The organism is Cutibacterium modestum, from assembly GCF_008326345.1.
Classification (GTDB): domain Bacteria; phylum Actinomycetota; class Actinomycetes; order Propionibacteriales; family Propionibacteriaceae; genus Cutibacterium; species Cutibacterium modestum.
Window position 1 is genome coordinate 592,963 of the sequence record NZ_BJEN01000001.1, and the last position, 18,381, is coordinate 611,343.

The window sequence follows — 18,381 nt, forward strand, 5'->3', positions numbered from 1 at the left end:
CGCCGCACTGTTTGCTCAAGAATGACAAACCGGCGGAATTGGGTGTAACCCGGAAGCCATATCGACGTGAACAACGACCCTCTTTGCTGCGTCTACTACCTCCCGCGCCTTTGGACAGACGGTGGCGAGGGTAACGTCAGTAAGTAGGACGTATGGTGATGCCGTTTTCAGAGCGGCCTTCATCATCGTTGTATCCGCTGATGGAATGACTAAGCCTCGTTCAACCGTCAGCATTGTGAGCCCCCTTCTCCATCTCAGCGGCGAATATGACCGGGCTGCCGTAACGGTGAACTTATTACGACAGCCCGAGGCGAGTCTCAGTTCTCGCTGTCCACGCTCTTTGGACTGTATCCGGCAACACCTTGCACGGCGTCGGCCATTTGTTGATCGTCAAGAATCTTGATCGTACGCCCAGTCGACATGGCTCTGAGGTGGACCTCGCAGATATACTCAAGGTACGGAAGCAACGAAAGAGCCTTGTCAATACTCGGTCCTGTCGTGATGGCCCCATGATTAGCCATCAGGGCGGCGTGGCGATCTCTCAATGCGTCCATCACGTTGAGAGCAAGCCCGTCAGTACCGAACTCGGCATAAGCCGCAACACGCACTGTACCCTCGAACATCGCTGAGTAGTAGTGCGAGCACGGCACCTCATCTACGACGAGACCTAAAGCGGTGGAGGCCGGAGCATGGTTGTGGGTGATAGCCACAACATCGCTACTGTGATACACGCTCAAATGCAGTGGCAATTCTGATGACGGCTTGTAACGAGCTTCGACGGGACTGCCATCGAGACGGTGCACACCGATGTCTGCAGCTGTCAATTCGTCATACGGAACTGCTGACGGTGAGATAACGACAAGGTCATCAACGCGGATAGAGACGTTTCCTGCAGTTCCCACAGTCAAGCCCTGGTCTTGCATCGTGTGGCATGCGTCAACTACCGCTTGGCGTTCCTGCTCTAAAATCATGCCTTCTCCTTACTTATGTTTTCTTTCAGCGATTAACGGTTGGATTAGCTAGGTGCTTAGGACAACGACCATCTACAAAAGCGGCTACATCTGCCGCACCAATTCGTGCCGCTAACTCCGCAGCCTGTTTTGAGGCGCCAGCAATGTGCGGCGTCAGCACAACTCGCGGAGTCCTTAGAAGGCGAGAGGTAGCAGGGAGCGGTTCTTCCGGTAGACAATCGAAAGCAGCGGCGTACAAGTGGCCACTATCAATGGCATTACAAACCGCTTCATAATCCACGAGCACAGTTCACGAAGACAGATCCAGCCGGCATCTTCTGCAACTCGTGCGCACCAATCATGTGGTGGCTGTCGTCAGTGACACGAGCATGGACAGTGACAATTCGACAGGATCCCATGAGATCATCCAAAGAGTCAGTGAGCGTGATACCTGGTTCGAGTGCCTTCGGATCGGCCCATGGATCATGAACGAAAACGTTGGCACCCATCGCGGTCATTATCACGGCCACTCTCGAACCGACCGAGCCGTAACCGATGGCCCCGCCACGAATCTCCATTCCGACATCGTCGTAACGGTAAGCCGCCCTTTCCCAATTGCCTGTAACGAGGCAATTGTGGTGAGCGGGAATCTGACGAACGGCTGCCAGGATCATGGCTACGGTGTGTTCTGCCGTCGCTGTGGCATTCCGGCCTGGAGCATAGGTGACCTGAACCCATGCCTCGTCGCGGAATCGATGTTCACATTTACCGGGCCACCACGCATGATTGTCACCTGCTGTAGAGCGGGACTCGATTCAAAGACACGGTCGATGAATGGAAAAGTATGACTGACACACACCTGGACGTCCTCAAGAGCCGCGATCAATTCATCGACGTCTCTCGCAGCTTCGTGAACCTCGTCGACATTCCCCACGGGTATCATGGGCCAGTTTGACAATAGCTCTTTGATACGAGCCCTCGGAACCGAATTGTGCAACGCATTTTTGAGAACCTCAACCGTCTCAAACTGATCCCCCGCCACAAGGATCGTGATTTCATTTTCAGTTGACACTGTCAGCCTCCTTCATGTTTCTGATTTCACGCATGCTTGGCCAAACAGGGCGAATGGCTACACGGGATTCGAAATAAACCTCGGCTACGGCTCGGTAAATGCGGCCACGTTCTGGATGTGGGTCGAAGCACTCGAAGGAACACGTCATCGCAGCCGCGGCATCTTCGACAGTGTCGTACCGCCCAGCCACAGTGAGCGCCAAGACTGCAGCACCCCGGGCACCAGTTTCTGGTGCGCTTTGACGAACCACAGATCGACCGGTCACATCGGCTAAGACTTCGCAGATGAGGTCTGACCTGAAACCACCACTCGACACGACAAGGTCCCCCGTCATCCCCAGATGATCGCCACAGTCAGCGAGGGACAGTGCTACGCCCTCATAGACACTGCGCAACACGTCATCGGGGGTTGTCGTGAGCGACATTCCCATCCACGAGGCACTCGCAGAGGTGTCAACGAAAGGCGCTCGCCACCACCGAGCGATGCATAAGGCAAATAAATAACGCCATTCGCACCTGGACGTGAGTTTCGCGCGCGTCCTGGTGCATCGACCGCGAGTATTGCTGTTCGACGAACCTCTAGCTCACGTAGATGCCACGTCGAGGCCGAATTTGCGGCAAGAACTCGTGCGAGTCCACCGACGGATGGACTGCGCGACAATCCCGTAACCCACGATGTTCGCGAGGCATTGTCGATCCCAGACCGGATCATGTATTTAGCTGACGGCCAGGTCGCTTAGGACGACTATCCCGAGGACGTCCACGCGACCCCCGCAATGCTGGATATGGGAGCAACGACCATGATCTCCTGCACTGCCAGGATTACCGGACAACCGCCCATGGCCGAAGCGAGGATTTTCGACCAAGCCATCCGGGTAGCAGCTCACCCGCATTTCGACGATATGGTCGGTACCGAGCAACAAGTGGTGTTGGTGGGCTACCCCGGCAGTATCCGTATTTCTCGAGCAAATGAGCAGATCCGCATCCACGGGTGCCATGGCCAGATTGTCAGCCACGTGTTCGACGGCGAGTACTACCTCGTTGGCATGGAGACTGAGTATGGCATGGTCACTGCTCGGATAGCGGTCAGTGCCGAACCCATGATGGTCGGTGACGCGGTAACGGTAAGCGTCGTGACGTCAAGATTGTGGGCATTACCGGTGAAGTGATGGGCTACTCGCAAATAACGTTGCGCTAATCGCGCCGAAGAGCATCGGCGTAAACCGTCGCTTAGGGCAACGTTGAAGAGAAAGAAGAGAAACCTGCGTTATTGCTAGCAGCTAACATGCCCCCGTCCAACGCCAATTTAAAGTCAAGACAGGCGGGGGTCGTGTGTTCCTACCAGCGCCAGGTTCAACTCCCATTTATCACAGGTGTGATAGTTTGGCCTCATGATTCATCTCGATGTCACATCGGTGACGTACACCTTGCCGGATGGACGGCCTCTACTACGTGATGTGTCCCTGAGTCTGGGTTCCGGAGAGCGAGTCGCCATTATCGGCGCGAACGGAGCTGGCAAGAGCACGCTTCTGCGCATCGTCACGGGTGAGCTGTCACCAGGTTTAGGTAATGTAACATGTACTGGTAGCTTGGGCGTGGCGCGTCAGTTCATTACGGGCACGACTGTCAGAGAATTACTGCTGTCGGTAGCGCCCCCGGCGATCCGTGACGCTGCCACGCAGCTCGCGCACTCTGAGGCCACGATGAATCAAGAGGGCACCACCCAATCGCAGATGGCATACGCGTCCGCAGTTGCCTCATGGGGTGAAGTGGGTGGCTACGGCGTTGAGGTGTTGTGGGATGTCTGCACAGTCGCCGCTCTCGGGATACCTTTCGATCGGTGTCGCGACCGCTCACTAGCTACGTTGTCGGGTGGTGAACAGAAACGACTCGTACTAGAGGCGCTACTGCGCGGCCCCGATGATGTGTTATTACTCGATGAGCCGGATAATTCTCTGGATGTGCCAGGCAAGCGCTGGCTGGAAGAGCAGCTGAGCGCGACAGACAAATGCGTGCTGTTCGTGAGCCACGATCGTGAGCTACTGGCACAAACGGCAACCTCGATCGTGACGCTGGAAGTCGGAGCAGCGGGCAACACCGCGTGGACACACGCCGGTGGGTTCCGCACCTACCACCGCGCACGAGAGCAACGCTTCGAACGGTTGGACGAGTTGCATCGCCGGTGGAGGGAAGAGCATGCAAAGCTGCGCTCCCTCATGCTCATGTACAAACAGAAGGCCGCTTACAACTCCGACATGGCCTCTCGGTATAGAGCGGCGCAAACCCGACTTAACCGCTTTGAGGAGGCTGGGCCGCCGCAGGAACCGCCTCGAGGACAGCACCTTCACATGCGGCTGCGTGGCGGGCGCACCGGGAAGCGGGTGCTGACCTGCGAGGCACTCGAGTTGACGGGCCTGATGCACCCCTTTGACTTCGAGGCCTACTTCGGTGACCGGGTTGCGCTTCTTGGTTCAAATGGGTCCGGAAAGTCGCACTTTCTGCGCCTACTCGCAGCCGGGGGCACTAACCCTGCACTGGATCAGGAGCCCGTAACCGGAACTAGGATCGAACCTGTGCCTCACGAGGGTTCAGCGCGTCTCGGTACGAGGGTGCGTCCGGGATGGTTTGCCCAAAATCGCAGGTGCCCCGACCTCACCGGCCGCACACTCCTGGACATCCTGCACCGTGGTGATGAGCACCGCACTGGTCTTCCCCGGGAAGACGCTTCACGAGTGCTGGCTCGCTATGAGCTGGCAGAGTCCGCAGAACAATTCTTCGACTCGCTTTCAGGTGGTCAACAGGCAAGATTCCAGATACTGCTATTGGAACTTAGCGGGGCGACGATGCTGCTACTAGACGAGCCCACTGACAACCTCGACCTCGTCTCCGCCGAGGCCCTCCAAGAAGCACTGGCCACTTTCGAGGGCACGGTACTCACAGTGACCCACGATCGATGGTCCGCGCGCGACTTTGACCATTTTCTGATTTTCGGAGAAGACGGAAATGTCTATGAAAGCAGCGAGCCCGTGTGGGATGAGGCCCGCGTCACCAGGGAAAGGTAAGTGTCATGCCCGTACGGATCGACCCGGAAAAGCGTCGTCAGCAAGTTCTCGAAGCGGCTTTCCGCCTCGTGGTAGCCGAGGGAATCGATGGGGTATCCCTGCGGAAAGTCGCCGAAGAGTCCGGTCTGAATATCGGCTCAGTCAGGCACTACTTCGACGGACACCATGATCTGCTCAACGCCGCCGCAAAAGAGGCAGGCGCCAGAATGGGCAAGCGTCTCGAATCCCATCCCGCCGAAAAACTGCGCGGGCTCACTGGTGAAGCAGCGCTCGACGCCTTACAGGCCCTCGTCGAGACGGTCATGCCGGTCGATGAGGCACGCCGCGACGAGGCGATCGTGGTAGTTGAGCTGATTATGGCTTCCCGAACGATGCCGGTGTTCCGTGCCACGTCTGCACGAATGGCCACCAACCTCGATGCTGTCCTGCTCGAGGCACTTGAGTGCTTACGCGTACCGGAAGCCGACCTTGCTGCGGCGCAACTTGCAGCCATCATCGGCGGGTTGACCTTGGACGCAGTTACCCCACATGGTGCCCTGAGCGTCGACCGTTTGCGAGCCGTCCTCCGTTCACATCTGCGAATGCTCCTCGCCACCCCGCACCACGGATGAGAAGTATTCCTCTTTGGTTATTCGCGCCGCTCGCAACTGCATTTATGGTCCACTGCGGCTGGGAAAATCAGCTGATCCGTCCGCCTGATAAGCCTCAATGAACTGGGCTGCTCGTTCATGGAAGCGAGTGACGGATCTGAGTACGCGAATGTGGTCTCCGAATTGAAGTAGCTGTCGCACAGACTCAACCGAGAATTGTCCAGACGGATAGAGGAACACAACGTAGACGAAATAAACCCCGCCCACCGGGCGGAGCACGTCTCGACTCTCATCTTACGTGGAGCATAGGGGATTCGAACCCCTGACCTCTTCCATGCCATGGAAGCGCGCTACCAACTGCGCCAATGCCCCAGAAAACATTCCCGAAGGAGCCGTTTTCCTCGTTCCCCCGATTGCCCGGGCGACCCGCCAAACGTTACCGGACCCCACCCATCCTTACCAAATCGCCCCAGGCGAAGCGACTACCTCGACATGGGTAACAAATACAAATCACCAAGGAAACTCACCACGCGCACGAAGGGCCATACATCACGGCATTCCAGCCATGTCGCACGACCCTTGATGCCGGCGCCGTTCAGCTCTGCACGTCCTTGGCCTTCAGATAACCCTGACGGTGCCCTAGGAAGACGCACACGTACCGGTCCTTGCCGGTGACATTGACGTGGTCCTTGGGTGGCGGAGCGTCGAAAGTCTTGGAACGGTAATAGTCTGTCGCAGGCTCAGGATCGATGACGACGTAGCGTTGTCCGCGCTCCAACACGTACGGCAACGCGGCATCCGGCTGCACCCAGGCTGGGTCCGGATAAGCGGAGGCCTCCGGGAAGGCCCGGCCGTAACCTGACGTGCGCGAAACCACAGTAACCGTTCGCGCCCCCGGGACAACCCGCGCCACGGGCCGCGTAGCGGGGTTGTGGAACCACGCCTTGGCTCCCAGGTACCAGACGGCGACCCACTCGCCGTCCTGCCCTCCGACCTCTGCGACGACGTACTCCGCACCCGTATTAAGACGAGCGCCGACGTCGGAAGGCTCTGTTGTCGCTGGCTCCGGCCTGATGCCGGCATCAACAACAGTCGGGGCATCCGGTGAGGGGGCTTGCCGCGCCGTCACAAAGTTCACCCCTGTGACGACCTGACCGTTGAAAACCTGCGTGTTGGTCTCGAAATCAGGCAGGATCCTCACGACGTCGCCGCGCTTTGGCCTGGTGCTCACCGTGCCCTTGAAGAGTGAGCTTCCTAGTAGTTCGAAGTACCGAGTCCAGTTCCAAAATGGGCCCGGATCCCAGTGCATCCCCTTGATGTGCTCGGTATCAGTCCCTGGAACTTCATCGTGGCCGATGACGTGGCCACGTGTCATCGGGATCGAATACTCGTCGCACAAGTAGCGGACTAGTGTCGCACTGGAGCGGTACATGGCGTCCGTGTACCAGGTTTTCCCCTCGAGGGCCTTGCCTTCATGCTCGAGGCCGAGGGCGTGCATGTTGTAGTACCAGTTCCCTGCATGCCAGCCGATATCTTTGGGATCGAGGTGCTGCGCAACGTGACCATCAGAAGACCTCAGCGTGTAGTTCCACGCGAGGTAACTCGGCTTTTCAACGAGCTTAATGGTGTTGTCATAGGTCTCCTCAGTGTCGTGGATGACGATCCTCGTCAGCGAAGGAGTGGAGGGGCGGTGCGCGACGTCGTGATTTCCGTACTTGACCGGATCCGTCCCGTACTGCTGATACGGAGCTGGTAGCCATTCGATCCGAAGGCTATCCGGACCGTCAATCGGAGGGCCGGAGACCCTAGCCCTAGCAACGCGGTCATGCTCGGGCAACGCCGCGCGGCCAATGAGCGGGCCGAAAACCGTCATGACAGTAAAGGAACGGCGGCTGATGTCAACCATCGAAAGAGTCCTCCTGATCGGTAAAACTGCTTATGAACTCCCTAAAGGAAGTACAAGCAAACCACAAACAAGGGTCAGGACAAGGAGGATCACCACATAGGAGCGTTACCGCCCTGAATCCCCGCGCACCATCAAGCTCACATTACGGTTGCGTTATACGTCCGCAATCGCCAGCAATCGCCTAGTCGGTAGGCATCACCCAGCCCAATCCGGTCTAGCACGGTCCACGAGCAGTTGCCCAGCCCACCAAACCGTAGAAATTCCGGGTATCCACCGCCGAGCAGCCACACCACTGCCGCCCGCAGCGCAAAACCGTGTGCGACCAGGCACGCCGTCTCCCCCTGATGCACACGCACGGCGTCGTGGATAGCCGATGTCACCCTCTCGGCAACCTCAGCGGTAGTCTCACCGTCAGATCGCCGAAAATCCTCCCCAGAGGTCATCAGGCGGGTGTAGTCAGGGTCATTGCGATGCAGATCAGGAACAGTCTGACCTGCCCACTGGCCGACGTCGACCTCTTTGAGCCGCTCGTCGATACCAACGTCAACCCTAGCCGCCCGTCCAATCGCCTCCGCAGTGACCCGAGCACGCATCAACGGCGACGACAGGATTGCCACCGGGTTCATCCCGGCGATCACCGGCGCCACGGCCTCGGCTTGGGACACACCCCTGGCCGAGAGTGGAACGTCCATCTGTCCCTGCAAGCGTCCGTCGGCGTTGAACTCGGTTTCCCCGTGTCGCACCAGGACGATCCGCGTCGTCACATTTGGTCCCAGTCGAGCTGCTCTTCCGGCAGCTGCAGATCAACCGCGGGGCAGTCCTTCCACAGCCTCTCCAGCGAGTACAACTCGCGCTCCTCCTGGTGCTGCACATGCACCACGATGTCGATGTAGTCGAGCAGCACCCAACGGTTCTCCCGTTCCCCTTCGCGACGCGCACGATGGACCTCATGCTCGTGCATGGCTTCGTCAACAGCGTCAACGACCGCTGACACCTGGCGCTCGCTAGCCGCCGAAATGACAACGAAGATATCGGTAATGGCAAGATGCTCCGAGACGTCAATAGCGACGATGTCGAAGCCCTTCTTCTCAAGCGCGGCATGTGCCGCCACACGGGCGAACTCGATGGCCTGTTCAGTGGCGCTCAATGATCCTCCGGAATGGTTTGGTCGTTGTCGCGGTAAAGACCGCGCTTGTTGATGTACTGCACGATGCCGTCTGGCACGAGGTACCAGATTGGCATGTCCTCCCCAACCCGCTGACGGCAATCGGTCGACGAGATGGCCATAGCCGGCACTTCGAGAAGAGTGACCTTCTCTGCCGGCAAGTGAGAAATGTCCTTGACTCCCAGCGGCACACCGGGCCGCGACACCCCGATAAAATGCGCCAGATCGAACAATTCCTCAGCCCCACGCCACGTAAGAATGTGGCTCAACGCGTCCGCACCGGTAATGAAAAACAAGTCGACGTCACTGCCACGCTCTCGGCGCAAATCCTTAAGGGTATCGACGGTGTAAGTGTCGCCCGGACGATCAATATCGACCCGCGACACCGAAAAAGTCGGATTCGACGCCGTCGCGATAACGGTCATGAGGTAACGGTCTTCAGCCTGCGAAACTTTGCGTCCCTTCTTCTGCCAAGGCACGCCGGTAGGTACGAAGACAACCTCGTCGAGGTCAAACCTGGCCGCAACCTCCGAGGCTGCGACGAGGTGGCCATGATGAATAGGGTCGAAGGTGCCACCCATCACCCCGAGCCGGTAGCGGCGTCCGATGTGGACCCGCGCCAACCCCAGTTCAACACTTGGCATCAGGAATGCGGCCGACCCTTGCCGATACCACGGACGATGGCCAGCGCGATCAGCAGCACCAGCAGCGTCAAGATGCCGGCGGTGAAGGCCGACGACTCCATCAGGAGAGGAACGATGCTCATGGCGCCTCAGCCTATCCCACAACCGCACCACGACAACCGATAACCGGTCATTGACGGGTCTGACCGTCCCCATGCAGGACGTAAGTTGTCGTCGTCATTTCCCGCAGGCCCATCGGTCCGCGCGCGTGGAGCTTCTGGGTCGAAATGCCGATCTCGGCTCCGAACCCGAACTCGCCACCGTCAACAAATCGACTGGAGCAATTTATCAGCACGGCGGCAGCGTCCACGCTTGAGGTGAAAAACTCCTGCGAGGACATCGACCTAGTGACGATGGTTTCCGAATGCCCCGAGCCATGCTTGGCGATGTGATCGACTGCCTTTTCCAGGTCGTCAACGATGCGCAGCGCAAGATCTAGGGACAGGTACTCATTGTCGTACTCGTTGGGGGCGGCCGGTACGATCCTCGAATCCAGTCGGATGCTCTCATCATCACCGTGCACCGTCACTCCGCGGTCACTCATGGCGTCGACCAGCGGAGGCACTGCCGAGTCCGCTATTCCCCGATGTACCAGGACCGTCTCGATGGCATTGCACACACTGGGGCGTTGGGTCTTGGCATTAACGACAATGTCGATTGCCATCTCCACATCGGCGCTGACGTCAATAACGAGGTGGCAGTTGCCGGTACCGGTCTGGATGACGGGAACCTTGGCCCTAGTCACGACGGCGTTGATGAGCCCGGCACCACCGCGCGGAATAAGCAGGTCGACATAGTCTCGGGCAGCCATGAGCTCATCGGTAACCTCGCGGTCTCCCTCGACGAGTTGCACCGCTTCACGAATCTCCTCCGGTAGCCGTGAGCGCATCGCCATGATGACTGTCCGGTTGGACTCCAAGGCCGACGAGGAGCCTCGCAACAAACACGCATTTCCAGACTTCAAGCAGATACCCGCAGCGTCGGAAGTAACATTGGGACGGGCCTCGTAGATGATCCCGATGACGCCAATCGGCACCCGGACTTGCTCGACCTTGACTCCCAGCGGGGTACACCAGCCGCGCACCACCTCGCCGACGGGGTCGTCGAGACGAGCAACCTCTTCCAAACCGACAGCCATCCCCTCGATTCGCTCTGGGGTGAGAGTTAGGCGGTCGAGAAGAGCGTCGTCCATCCCGGCCTCGCGACCACGGTCGAGATCAGCACGGTTAGCAGCAAGGATCTCATCGACACCCGTGCGCAACCCGGTAGCCATTGCCGTCAGCAGGTCATCTTTATCAATATGGCGCAGCCGGCGCAATATTGTGGCAGCAGATCGGGCAGCTATGGCCTGTTCGATGACTCGCGAACTCATGGCCATATGGTATTCGCCAGCTGGGAATCACTAGCCTGACGATCAGACGGTGAGTCGTAGGGTCACACCTGACCCTTTACTTCTTGGCTCCTCGACGGCGGTTCAGCACCATGGCATCGCGGTGGATGATCTCGCGAGACGCCGCCGGACCCATCTCCGCAACTAGCCAGGCACTTGAACGTCCTCTCATGATTCGTACCTCGTCATGGGAGAATTGGACGATCCCACGACCGATAACCCGACCGTCGGGGGCCAGAATCGTCACGGGATCGCCCGCTTGGAAATCCCCATGCACCCGAGTGACACCCACTGCCAACAACGAGGAGTGACGCTGAGTCAGTGCTTCGACAGCTCCGTCGTCAATGACGATCTGCCCCTGCGGAGTGGCAGCGTCGGCCAGCCATAACAACCGTCGGGGTCGTCGCGTTGCCATCGGGCGGAAGTAAGTACCTACGGGGTCGCCAGCCAAAACGCCACGGGCGTCCGCCATCGCTGCAAGCACCACCGGCACCCCGGCGCAGGTGGCCATTCGGGCGGCCTCGAGTTTCGTCGTCATGCCGCCGGTTCCCACCCCCGAACCAGCCTTATGAGTATCGACATCCAATGCTTCGATGTCTTCAACAACCTCGACGCGACGAGCGTCCGGCGAATCCGGATGGGTGGTGTACAGGGCGTCGACGTCAGAGAGCAGGACGAGGGCCTGAGCGCGCACCAGCTCAGCGATCAGAGCAGCGAGCCGATCATTATCGCCAAACCGAATCTCCCCGGTGGCGACCGTGTCATTCTCGTTGACGATCGGTACGACGCCCAGCCCGAGCAGAGTGTCGAGGGTTGACCAGGCATTACAGTACGAGGTGGGTCGCACGAGATCATTGACAGTGAGTAGCACCTGCCCCACCCGCAGCCCGTGGCTAGAAAACCTCGACGTGTAGTGAGCCAGCAAAATCCCTTGTCCGACTGACGCTGCCGCCTGCTTGCCAGCTAATGTGCGTGGACGATGAGTCATCCCCATAGCGGGAAACCCGGTTGCGATCGCTCCGGAACTCACTAGAACGACTCTCCGACCGTCCTTGACGACCTCACTCAGCACATCGACTAGATCGTCGACACGGCGCACGTCGATTCCGCCGCCAGGAAGGATCAGAGAGGACGATCCGACCTTGACCACCACGGTGGTGGCCTCGCACATGGCTCCACGCAGATCAGTCACGGCCCTCGAACCACTCCTCTTCGGCAACGCGAGCGCGCCACGACTCTCCGCGTGGGTCGCGTCCGACCTGGCCGTATTCCTCGCGGGCGCGATGGTATTCGCGGTCCATCTCGCGACGACGAGCAACCGAAGGACGCTCAGTCTCCAAACGCTGGTCCTCACCGCGGCGAGACAGTATCTCGGCGCCCGACTCGATCTGCGGAGCAAAGTCGAAGATGACGGCGTCCTCACCACCGACAGCGACGGTGTCACCAGCAATGGCGCCCATAGCCAGCAACTTCTCCTCGACGCCCAAGCGGTTCAGGCGATCCGACAGGTATCCGACAGCCTCGGGGTTATTGAAATCGGTCTGGGCAACCCAGCGGGTCGGTTTGTCGCCAGTCACGCGCCACAAGAATCCGCCTTCGCCGTCGCCCTGGCGCTTGATGGAGAACGCCTGACCTTCATCCTTGGTCTTGGGTCGAATGACAATACGCTCCGGCTCTGGTTCAGGTTCCTTGTTGCGGGCCTTCTCAACCAATTCGGCCATAGCGAATTTGAGGGCATTAAGCCCCTCCCCTGATTTCGTGGAAATGCGGAATACCGGCCAGCCACGCTTGGCGACGTCATCGAAAACGATATCGGCTAGGTCAGCGGCATCAGGGACGTCGACCTTGTTGAGCACCACCAGGCGCGGGCGATCCTCAAGACCACCGTGGGAAATAAGCTCACCCTCAATGACGTCGAGGTCACTGACCGGGTCGCGGTCGGGCTCGTAAGTAGCGCAATCGATGACGTGGACGATGGCCCGGCAACGTTCAATGTGACGCAGAAAATCAAATCCCAGACCCTTTCCCAGAGAGGCTCCTGGAATGAGGCCTGGCACGTCGGCAACGGTATACGTCGTCTCCCCAGCCACGACGACACCCAAATTCGGCACTAAAGTAGTGAATGGGTAGTCAGCAATTTTCGGCTTAGCTCGTGAGATCGCCGCAATGAGACTGGATTTTCCTGCGGAGGGAAATCCCACCAGGCCGATATCGGCGACCACTTTGAGTTCGAGCAGGATTTTACGTTCCTCCCCGGCCTCACCGAGGAGGGCGAAACCAGGAGCTTTGCGAGCTGAGTTCGCGAGGGCTGCGTTACCGAGGCCACCGCGTCCGCCAGCGGCAACGACGAGTTCGGACCCCGCGCCGACGAGGTCTCCGAGCAGCTCTCCAGTGTCGGCGTCGGAGACGATTGTGCCCTCTGGGACACCCAAGACGATATCGGACCCATTGGCTCCAGCCTGGTTATCACCGCGTCCGGGCTCTCCATTCGTGGCCTTACGGGTGGACTGCCAGTGATAATCCACGAGGGTCGTCACCTGGGGATCAACGCGCAGAATCACGGAACCGCCGTTACCGCCGTTTCCACCGTCGGGCCCACCCAACGGCTTGAACTTCTCACGCTTGACGGAGGCGCAGCCGTGTCCCCCCCTGCCCGCCACGGCGGTCAGCGTCGCGCGGTCCACGAACGAAGGGATGGCCATATCTCTATCTCTCCTTAAGCATAAACCGGGTAGCTTTCGCCCAGCGTGGGATTCAAAGCACTAAGCGCAGCAGACCGAAACACGATGGACACTCCACCCCAAGCGACACCGAACCATCTCCACTCTACCTTAGCTGACACCTGCGTCTATGAAAGGAAGACCCAATGAAGTCCAGCAAGCGCGCCTGCCTCATCACGTGGGCTATGGGTTTAACGATGCTGCTTACACTAACACCCATGCCCGCTCACGCTTCTCCACGCTATGAAACATAGTGCAGCACCGGAATTACTAATGTGTCTGTTCCCAACCCTAAAACCCAGCAAGCTGCGGAGCAGGATATTGGTACGTAGTTTTTGATAAAACAAACAACAAGGAAGTCCTACGTATCAGCATTCCACCAAATCAACGCCCATTGAGGCACTGAAATCTGGATATAATGCCGTTAATAGGTTTTGCGCTGCTAACTCGACATTATGCAGCCTGATCACCACTGTTGGGGTAGCTATAACCCAATACAGACTGGCAGGAAAACAAGAGCCATGAGCCCCCTAGACGCCACCAAAACGGATTTATTTGATGTAATTCACGATCACTGCATCCGGGTTGAACTAAAGCTTAATCCGCTTCAGGCCTTATCCATTGCGGTGGAACAACATGAAAGGAGTAGCAACATGAGCACGTTTTTCACACGACATAACGCTGTAAGCAGTCCTGCTGTACGGAATCCTGCAGACCATCTGGATAACGCTCATAGACCCTTCGCAACACATGACCTTTCTCGGGCTCATGACCTGTGCAGCGGCATCTCTTACGGTGACTGAAATACTGCGCAGGGTTGCGAACCGGAAACTGCGTTAAGTCCCAAATCGTCTCAACGTCATGATACGAAAACCGGCTCCCGTCACTGTGACGTGAGCCGGTCACATCCACGTGGGGTCTCAGACCTCAACCGGAGCTTCCACCAGGATGACATTGCCGACCTTGCAGCCACGATGAGTACTGAACTCGACATTGCCCTCACGCAGTGCGAAGAGAGTGTCGCCGCCACGACCAACCCCGTCACCAGAGTGGAAGTAAGTACCGCGCCGGCAGATGATGATCTCGCCGGCCTTGACGACCTGACCGCCAAAACGCTAAAAGCCGAGGCAGCGCAACCCCGCCCAGGTAAAACGCCTGGCTAGGTTACGTCTCTGCCGGCTGATCCGATCCGGCGGAACGCCGTGGCGATGCAGCTTCGACCTTCCTCACGCCAGCCGCACGACGCGCCGGAGCTTCCGCCACAGTGTCAACAGGACTTTGCGACGCACTCTCCTCGCCGTTCGCCGGCACACCCTGAGCAAGTGCATCCTGAGCCTCGGAGGCGGCACGCATCTGCAATCCCGTGTGATGCGATAGCGGCACGTCCTTGAGTAGCAGAGCCAGCAAACCTGCCGCAGCCACCATCGGGGCCATCCACAGGAACAACGGGGTCAATGAGTTGACGTACGCCTCAATGATCCCCTGACGAATAGATCCGGGCATCTGATTGACGGCACCAGGCGTCAGCGAGGCCGCAGCATGGTTTTGCGAACTCATAGCGCCCAGTGCCTTGAGGACCGCGGGGTCCTTGCTCGTAGCCAAAGATGCGAACAAGTCGCCGACGCGGTTCGTCAGCCGGGTCGTGAAAGCCACGCCAATCAAGGACGATCCTAGGCACACACCAATCTGGCGGAAGAAACTGTTGTGGCTGGTGGCCGTGCCAAGCAGAGTCGGTCGGACGTCGTTCTGCACCGCCATAACGAGCAGCTGAAAGAACATGCCCATGCCCAAACCAAGGACGAAGGTATCGCCCATGATCCGCCACACTGGCGAGTTCTCGTTGAGGGTGGACATCAACACCATGCCGCCCGCCGCGACGATCGGGCCGATGATGATGAAGATGCGGTAGCGACCTATACGGGACGTCAACAGGCCAGTCACCGCCGAGGCCAACAGAATACCGATCGTCATGGGGATGAGCAGTAGACCAGACACCGTGGCCGAATAGCCGTAGGTCATCTGCATGTAGGTCGGCAGGTAGGCCAGCACACCGAACATGGCTCCCATGGCCAGCATGCCGATGATCGTCGCGACGACGAAGGTCCGGTTGTGAAACAGTTCCAGCGGCAGAACCGGATCCTCGACACGACGCTCCACGACGGGGAGCCAACCCCATGCCACAACCGTGACGACGCCCAAACCGATGATCTGCCACGACGACCAGTCGTATTGGGAGCCACCCCAGGTGGCAAGCAGCACGATTGCCACAGCGCCAACGTCCATCAGCGTCAGTCCCAGCCAGTCAATCTTCGTCTTCAGCTCGTGCTTGGGAAGTTTGAGGGCGAAAAGGCAGGCGACCCACGCCACCACACCCAGTGGCAGGTTGACCCAGAACACCCAGCGCCACGAGATCGAATCGGTGAGCCAACCGCCCAGCAGCGGGCCGAGCACTGAAGAGACACCAAACATCGCACCCATCGGCGCCATGTACGCAGCACGAACGCGCGGCGGGATGAGGTCACCGGTAATCGCTTGGGACAAAATCATGAGGCCACCGCCACCCAGGCCTTGGATAAAGCGGTAGAAAATGAATGCCACCATGGTGCCGGCGGTACCACAGAGGGCAGACCCCAGCAGGAACAGACCAATCGCAATAAGGTAGAGCTTTTTGCGACCAATCAGGTTGGACAGCCGGCCATACAGCGGCATACCGACCGTGATCGCGAGGGTATAAGCGGTGATAACCCATGCCATGTGCTCGACCCCGGACAGGTCCCCGACAATAGTCGGAAGGGCCGTTGCGACGATTGTCTGGTCCAGCGAGGACAGGAACATCACCATCATGAGGCAGAGATAGACAACCCAGAACCGGCGGTCCGGTTTGAACTTGACAGCCTCCGGGGCAGCAGCAGTTGCGGTCATAAAACAGCTTTCGTAACGATCTGGGACGGATGGAATGGTGCGTTTAAATACGCAGAATGGGAGCGTCAGGTCTTGACGGCCAGGACTCGATCAAGGCGTGGTCGACGAGGTATCTGCGATGAGCTCGGCGGACAGTCTGGCCCAGACGTCGACGACACGATCGAAAGTGTCGGCCACTTCGGCTGAGCTTCCCCCAGAGCGCACCACGACCGATTGGAAGGCGGAGCGTTCCATCGCCTGGACGGTACTGACCAAAGCCAGCACCTCTAACGAGTCCTCAGGCTTGCCCGTGCGCCGAGCAGAGGCAGTCACTAACGCCGCCCGCTGGCCATCGACAGCCTCCTTGAGGGCCATTCGGAGTTCCGAGCTCTCCCCTCCGATTCTCATGAGAATGCATAGATCGTCGAAGTCGACGTTCGCCTCGCGCCAGCGAGCCTCAAGCAGGTCACGAATGAGCTGAGCGAGAGGAGTCTCGACATCCGTCGCGAAGGCCTCCAGGGTGTCTTGCGGATAGGGGACGAGGGGCGGTAGATAGACGTCATACTTGGACGGGAAATGGTTGAAAACGGTGCGTCGGGAAACCCCAGCACGCTCCGCAATATCATCGACGGTGACGTCATCAACTGGCTTTTCGATCGCCAGCTCGATGGCGGCACGGCGAATGACGCCTTGGGTTCGAATTGCTGTCGGTGAGGTCACAACAACAATTATGCACCCAGTGCAGATTTTGCATCAAGTGCAGAAGGTGCACTCAGTGCATACGCTGTCACGCTTTCGGTGAACGAGGTTGCCAATGACGTCATCGGAATGCTTTCCACGCAGCTCGCAAATAGGGCCAGGCTCGCTGGGCCGAATCTTTCCATTGGTCAAGTGATCCTGTGGCTCGGTGCACCCACGAACCGGCTTCCTCGCCTACCGATGGCGCCAACCACAGCACCCCGACGACGACAGTAAGCACGCTCACGACGAGGGCCACTGCGACCATGCGGGCCCACATCCCTCGACGTTGGCGAGCTCCGGAAACACTGTGGTGAGTCCGGGAAAAACACCGCGTAAACAGCGCACCACCTAAGGCAATGACCAAACTCGTGACGGCAGCTCCGATCATCGTCCCGCCGATCCCGAGGCCACCGACCACCCCAGTCGCAGCCGCAGAAGCACAGGCACCAGCAGCCACCTCGTACGGGCGAGGCCATCGATGACGAGTCTGGGGCTGCGAGACAGAAGCCGCGCCACGATGACGAGGCTTACTAGTCTGCGAAGTGGTTGGTCGACCGGAACGAATCGGGGGCAGCGGCGCGGTGACTTTGGGCAGTGACCTTGTGAGTTTCGGTGCATCCGACCCCGGCTCGATCCGGTATAACCACCGCTCGTCCTCACTGAATTCCCGGTCGCCCACGGTTCTCTACTCTCCCCTCACTATGCAGTCGATATCGACCACCAGTTTTGAGAGTAGGTCGTCATTCCGTCACTTCCAGCCATTGCGTCCCAGTGACGACCACAGTCGCGCAAAAGGTCCGACGACGGTCGCAATCGCCGGCGGAATTCTCAATTAGCGCTGAGTCGATAGCACACACTCGCTCAGCTTGCCTCAGACACAAATTGGCCCCCGCTACAACAGCGGAGGCCATTCAGCTCTCTATCGTGGGGGCTCAAGCCTCGACCGGGGTCTCCACGGGATTTACGTTGACAACCTTACGGCCACGACGGGTACCAAACTCGACATTGCCGTCACGCAGGGCGAAAAGAGTGTCGTCGCCACCGCGGCCAACCCCGTCACCAGGGTGGAAGTGAGTACCACGCTGACGAACGATGATCTCACCAGCGTTGACGAGCTGACCGCCGAAACGCTTCACGCCGAGACGCTGAGCGTTAGAGTCACGACCATTGCGCGAGGAGGACGCGCCCTTCTTATGTGCCAT

The 18,381-nt window shown here is 58.8% G+C and carries 16 protein-coding genes, 1 tRNA gene and 3 pseudogenes; 3 read left to right on the forward strand and 17 right to left on the reverse strand.

Annotation, left to right across the window (positions count from 1 at the left end):
• Positions 1–317: 317 nt before the first annotated feature.
• From F1563_RS02955 to F1563_RS02975, 3 genes and pseudogenes are all read right to left on the reverse strand, one after another.
• The gene (locus F1563_RS02955) at positions 318–971 is read right to left on the reverse strand and encodes a class II aldolase/adducin family protein (protein WP_002527547.1); all 654 of its coding nucleotides are present in this window, start codon (positions 969–971) and stop codon (positions 318–320) included.
• A gap of 25 nt (positions 972–996) precedes the next feature.
• Positions 997–1,624 (reverse strand): annotated as a pseudogene (locus F1563_RS14020) (NAD(P)-dependent oxidoreductase).
• A gap of 387 nt (positions 1,625–2,011) precedes the next feature.
• On the reverse strand, positions 2,012–2,446 hold the full coding sequence (locus F1563_RS02975) for an FGGY-family carbohydrate kinase (protein ID WP_230845040.1): 435 nt from the start codon (positions 2,444–2,446) through the stop codon (positions 2,012–2,014).
• Positions 2,447–2,821: 375 nt separating this feature from the next.
• On the opposite strand from F1563_RS02975, the gene F1563_RS02980 reads away from it, so the two are divergent.
• From F1563_RS02980 to F1563_RS02990, 3 genes are all read left to right on the forward strand, one after another.
• Positions 2,822–3,190: a hypothetical protein gene (locus F1563_RS02980; RefSeq protein ID WP_227431979.1), complete on the forward strand. Its 369-nt coding sequence runs from the start codon at positions 2,822–2,824 to the stop codon at positions 3,188–3,190.
• A gap of 222 nt (positions 3,191–3,412) precedes the next feature.
• A complete protein-coding gene (locus tag F1563_RS02985; protein ID WP_149302544.1) occupies positions 3,413–5,083 on the forward strand; it encodes an ABC-F family ATP-binding cassette domain-containing protein in 1,671 nt (556 codons plus the stop codon).
• Between the two features lie 5 nt (positions 5,084–5,088).
• The gene (locus tag F1563_RS02990) at positions 5,089–5,694 is read left to right on the forward strand and encodes a TetR/AcrR family transcriptional regulator (protein ID WP_002527554.1); all 606 of its coding nucleotides are present in this window, start codon (positions 5,089–5,091) and stop codon (positions 5,692–5,694) included.
• Between the two features lie 278 nt (positions 5,695–5,972).
• Here the strand turns inward: F1563_RS02990 and F1563_RS03000 are convergent.
• From F1563_RS03000 to rpmA, 14 genes and pseudogenes are all read right to left on the reverse strand, one after another.
• Positions 5,973–6,045, reverse strand: a tRNA-Ala gene (locus F1563_RS03000).
• A gap of 223 nt (positions 6,046–6,268) precedes the next feature.
• Positions 6,269–7,579, reverse strand: a complete 1,311-nt coding sequence (locus tag F1563_RS03005; RefSeq protein WP_002527556.1) for an N-acetylmuramoyl-L-alanine amidase — start codon at positions 7,577–7,579, stop codon at positions 6,269–6,271.
• A gap of 137 nt (positions 7,580–7,716) precedes the next feature.
• Positions 7,717–8,343: a histidine phosphatase family protein gene (locus F1563_RS03010; RefSeq protein ID WP_002527557.1), complete on the reverse strand. Its 627-nt coding sequence runs from the start codon at positions 8,341–8,343 to the stop codon at positions 7,717–7,719.
• Positions 8,340–8,726 carry a ribosome silencing factor gene (gene rsfS / locus F1563_RS03015; RefSeq protein WP_002527558.1) on the reverse strand — a complete coding sequence of 129 codons (387 nt, stop codon included), beginning with the start codon at positions 8,724–8,726 and terminating at the stop codon, positions 8,340–8,342. The genes F1563_RS03010 and rsfS overlap by 4 nt, the downstream gene beginning before the upstream one ends.
• Entirely contained in the window at positions 8,723–9,388 is a 666-nt protein-coding gene (nadD, locus tag F1563_RS03020; protein ID WP_002527559.1) for a nicotinate-nucleotide adenylyltransferase, read from the reverse strand. Before nadD ends, rsfS begins: the two co-directional genes overlap by 4 nt.
• A complete protein-coding gene (locus F1563_RS14585; protein ID WP_002527560.1) occupies positions 9,388–9,510 on the reverse strand; it encodes a hypothetical protein in 123 nt (40 codons plus the stop codon). Before F1563_RS14585 ends, nadD begins: the two co-directional genes overlap by 1 nt.
• 47 nt (positions 9,511–9,557) lie before the next feature.
• Positions 9,558–10,805 carry a glutamate-5-semialdehyde dehydrogenase gene (locus F1563_RS03025; RefSeq protein WP_002527561.1) on the reverse strand — a complete coding sequence of 416 codons (1,248 nt, stop codon included), beginning with the start codon at positions 10,803–10,805 and terminating at the stop codon, positions 9,558–9,560.
• 70 nt (positions 10,806–10,875) lie between these two features.
• A complete protein-coding gene (gene proB, locus F1563_RS03030; protein WP_172623559.1) occupies positions 10,876–12,009 on the reverse strand; it encodes a glutamate 5-kinase in 1,134 nt (377 codons plus the stop codon).
• Positions 12,002–13,519 (reverse strand): GTPase ObgE, encoded by a 1,518-nt coding sequence (gene obgE, locus F1563_RS03035; protein ID WP_002527563.1) that lies wholly within the window; start codon positions 13,517–13,519, stop codon positions 12,002–12,004. Before obgE ends, proB begins: the two co-directional genes overlap by 8 nt.
• 938 nt (positions 13,520–14,457) lie before the next feature.
• A pseudogene (locus F1563_RS03040) lies at positions 14,458–14,652 on the reverse strand (50S ribosomal protein L27); the annotation flags it as partial.
• A 49-nt stretch (positions 14,653–14,701) separates the two neighbouring features.
• Positions 14,702–16,459, reverse strand: coding sequence for an MDR family MFS transporter (locus tag F1563_RS03045; RefSeq protein ID WP_149302546.1), 1,758 nt, complete (start codon positions 16,457–16,459; stop codon positions 14,702–14,704).
• 90 nt (positions 16,460–16,549) lie between these two features.
• Entirely contained in the window at positions 16,550–17,158 is a 609-nt protein-coding gene (locus F1563_RS03050) for a TetR/AcrR family transcriptional regulator (RefSeq protein ID WP_002527566.1), read from the reverse strand.
• Positions 17,159–17,258: 100 nt separating this feature from the next.
• A pseudogene (locus F1563_RS13460) lies at positions 17,259–17,941 on the reverse strand (hypothetical protein).
• Positions 17,942–18,111: 170 nt separating this feature from the next.
• Positions 18,112–18,381: a 50S ribosomal protein L27 gene (gene rpmA, locus F1563_RS03065; protein ID WP_002527569.1), complete on the reverse strand. Its 270-nt coding sequence runs from the start codon at positions 18,379–18,381 to the stop codon at positions 18,112–18,114.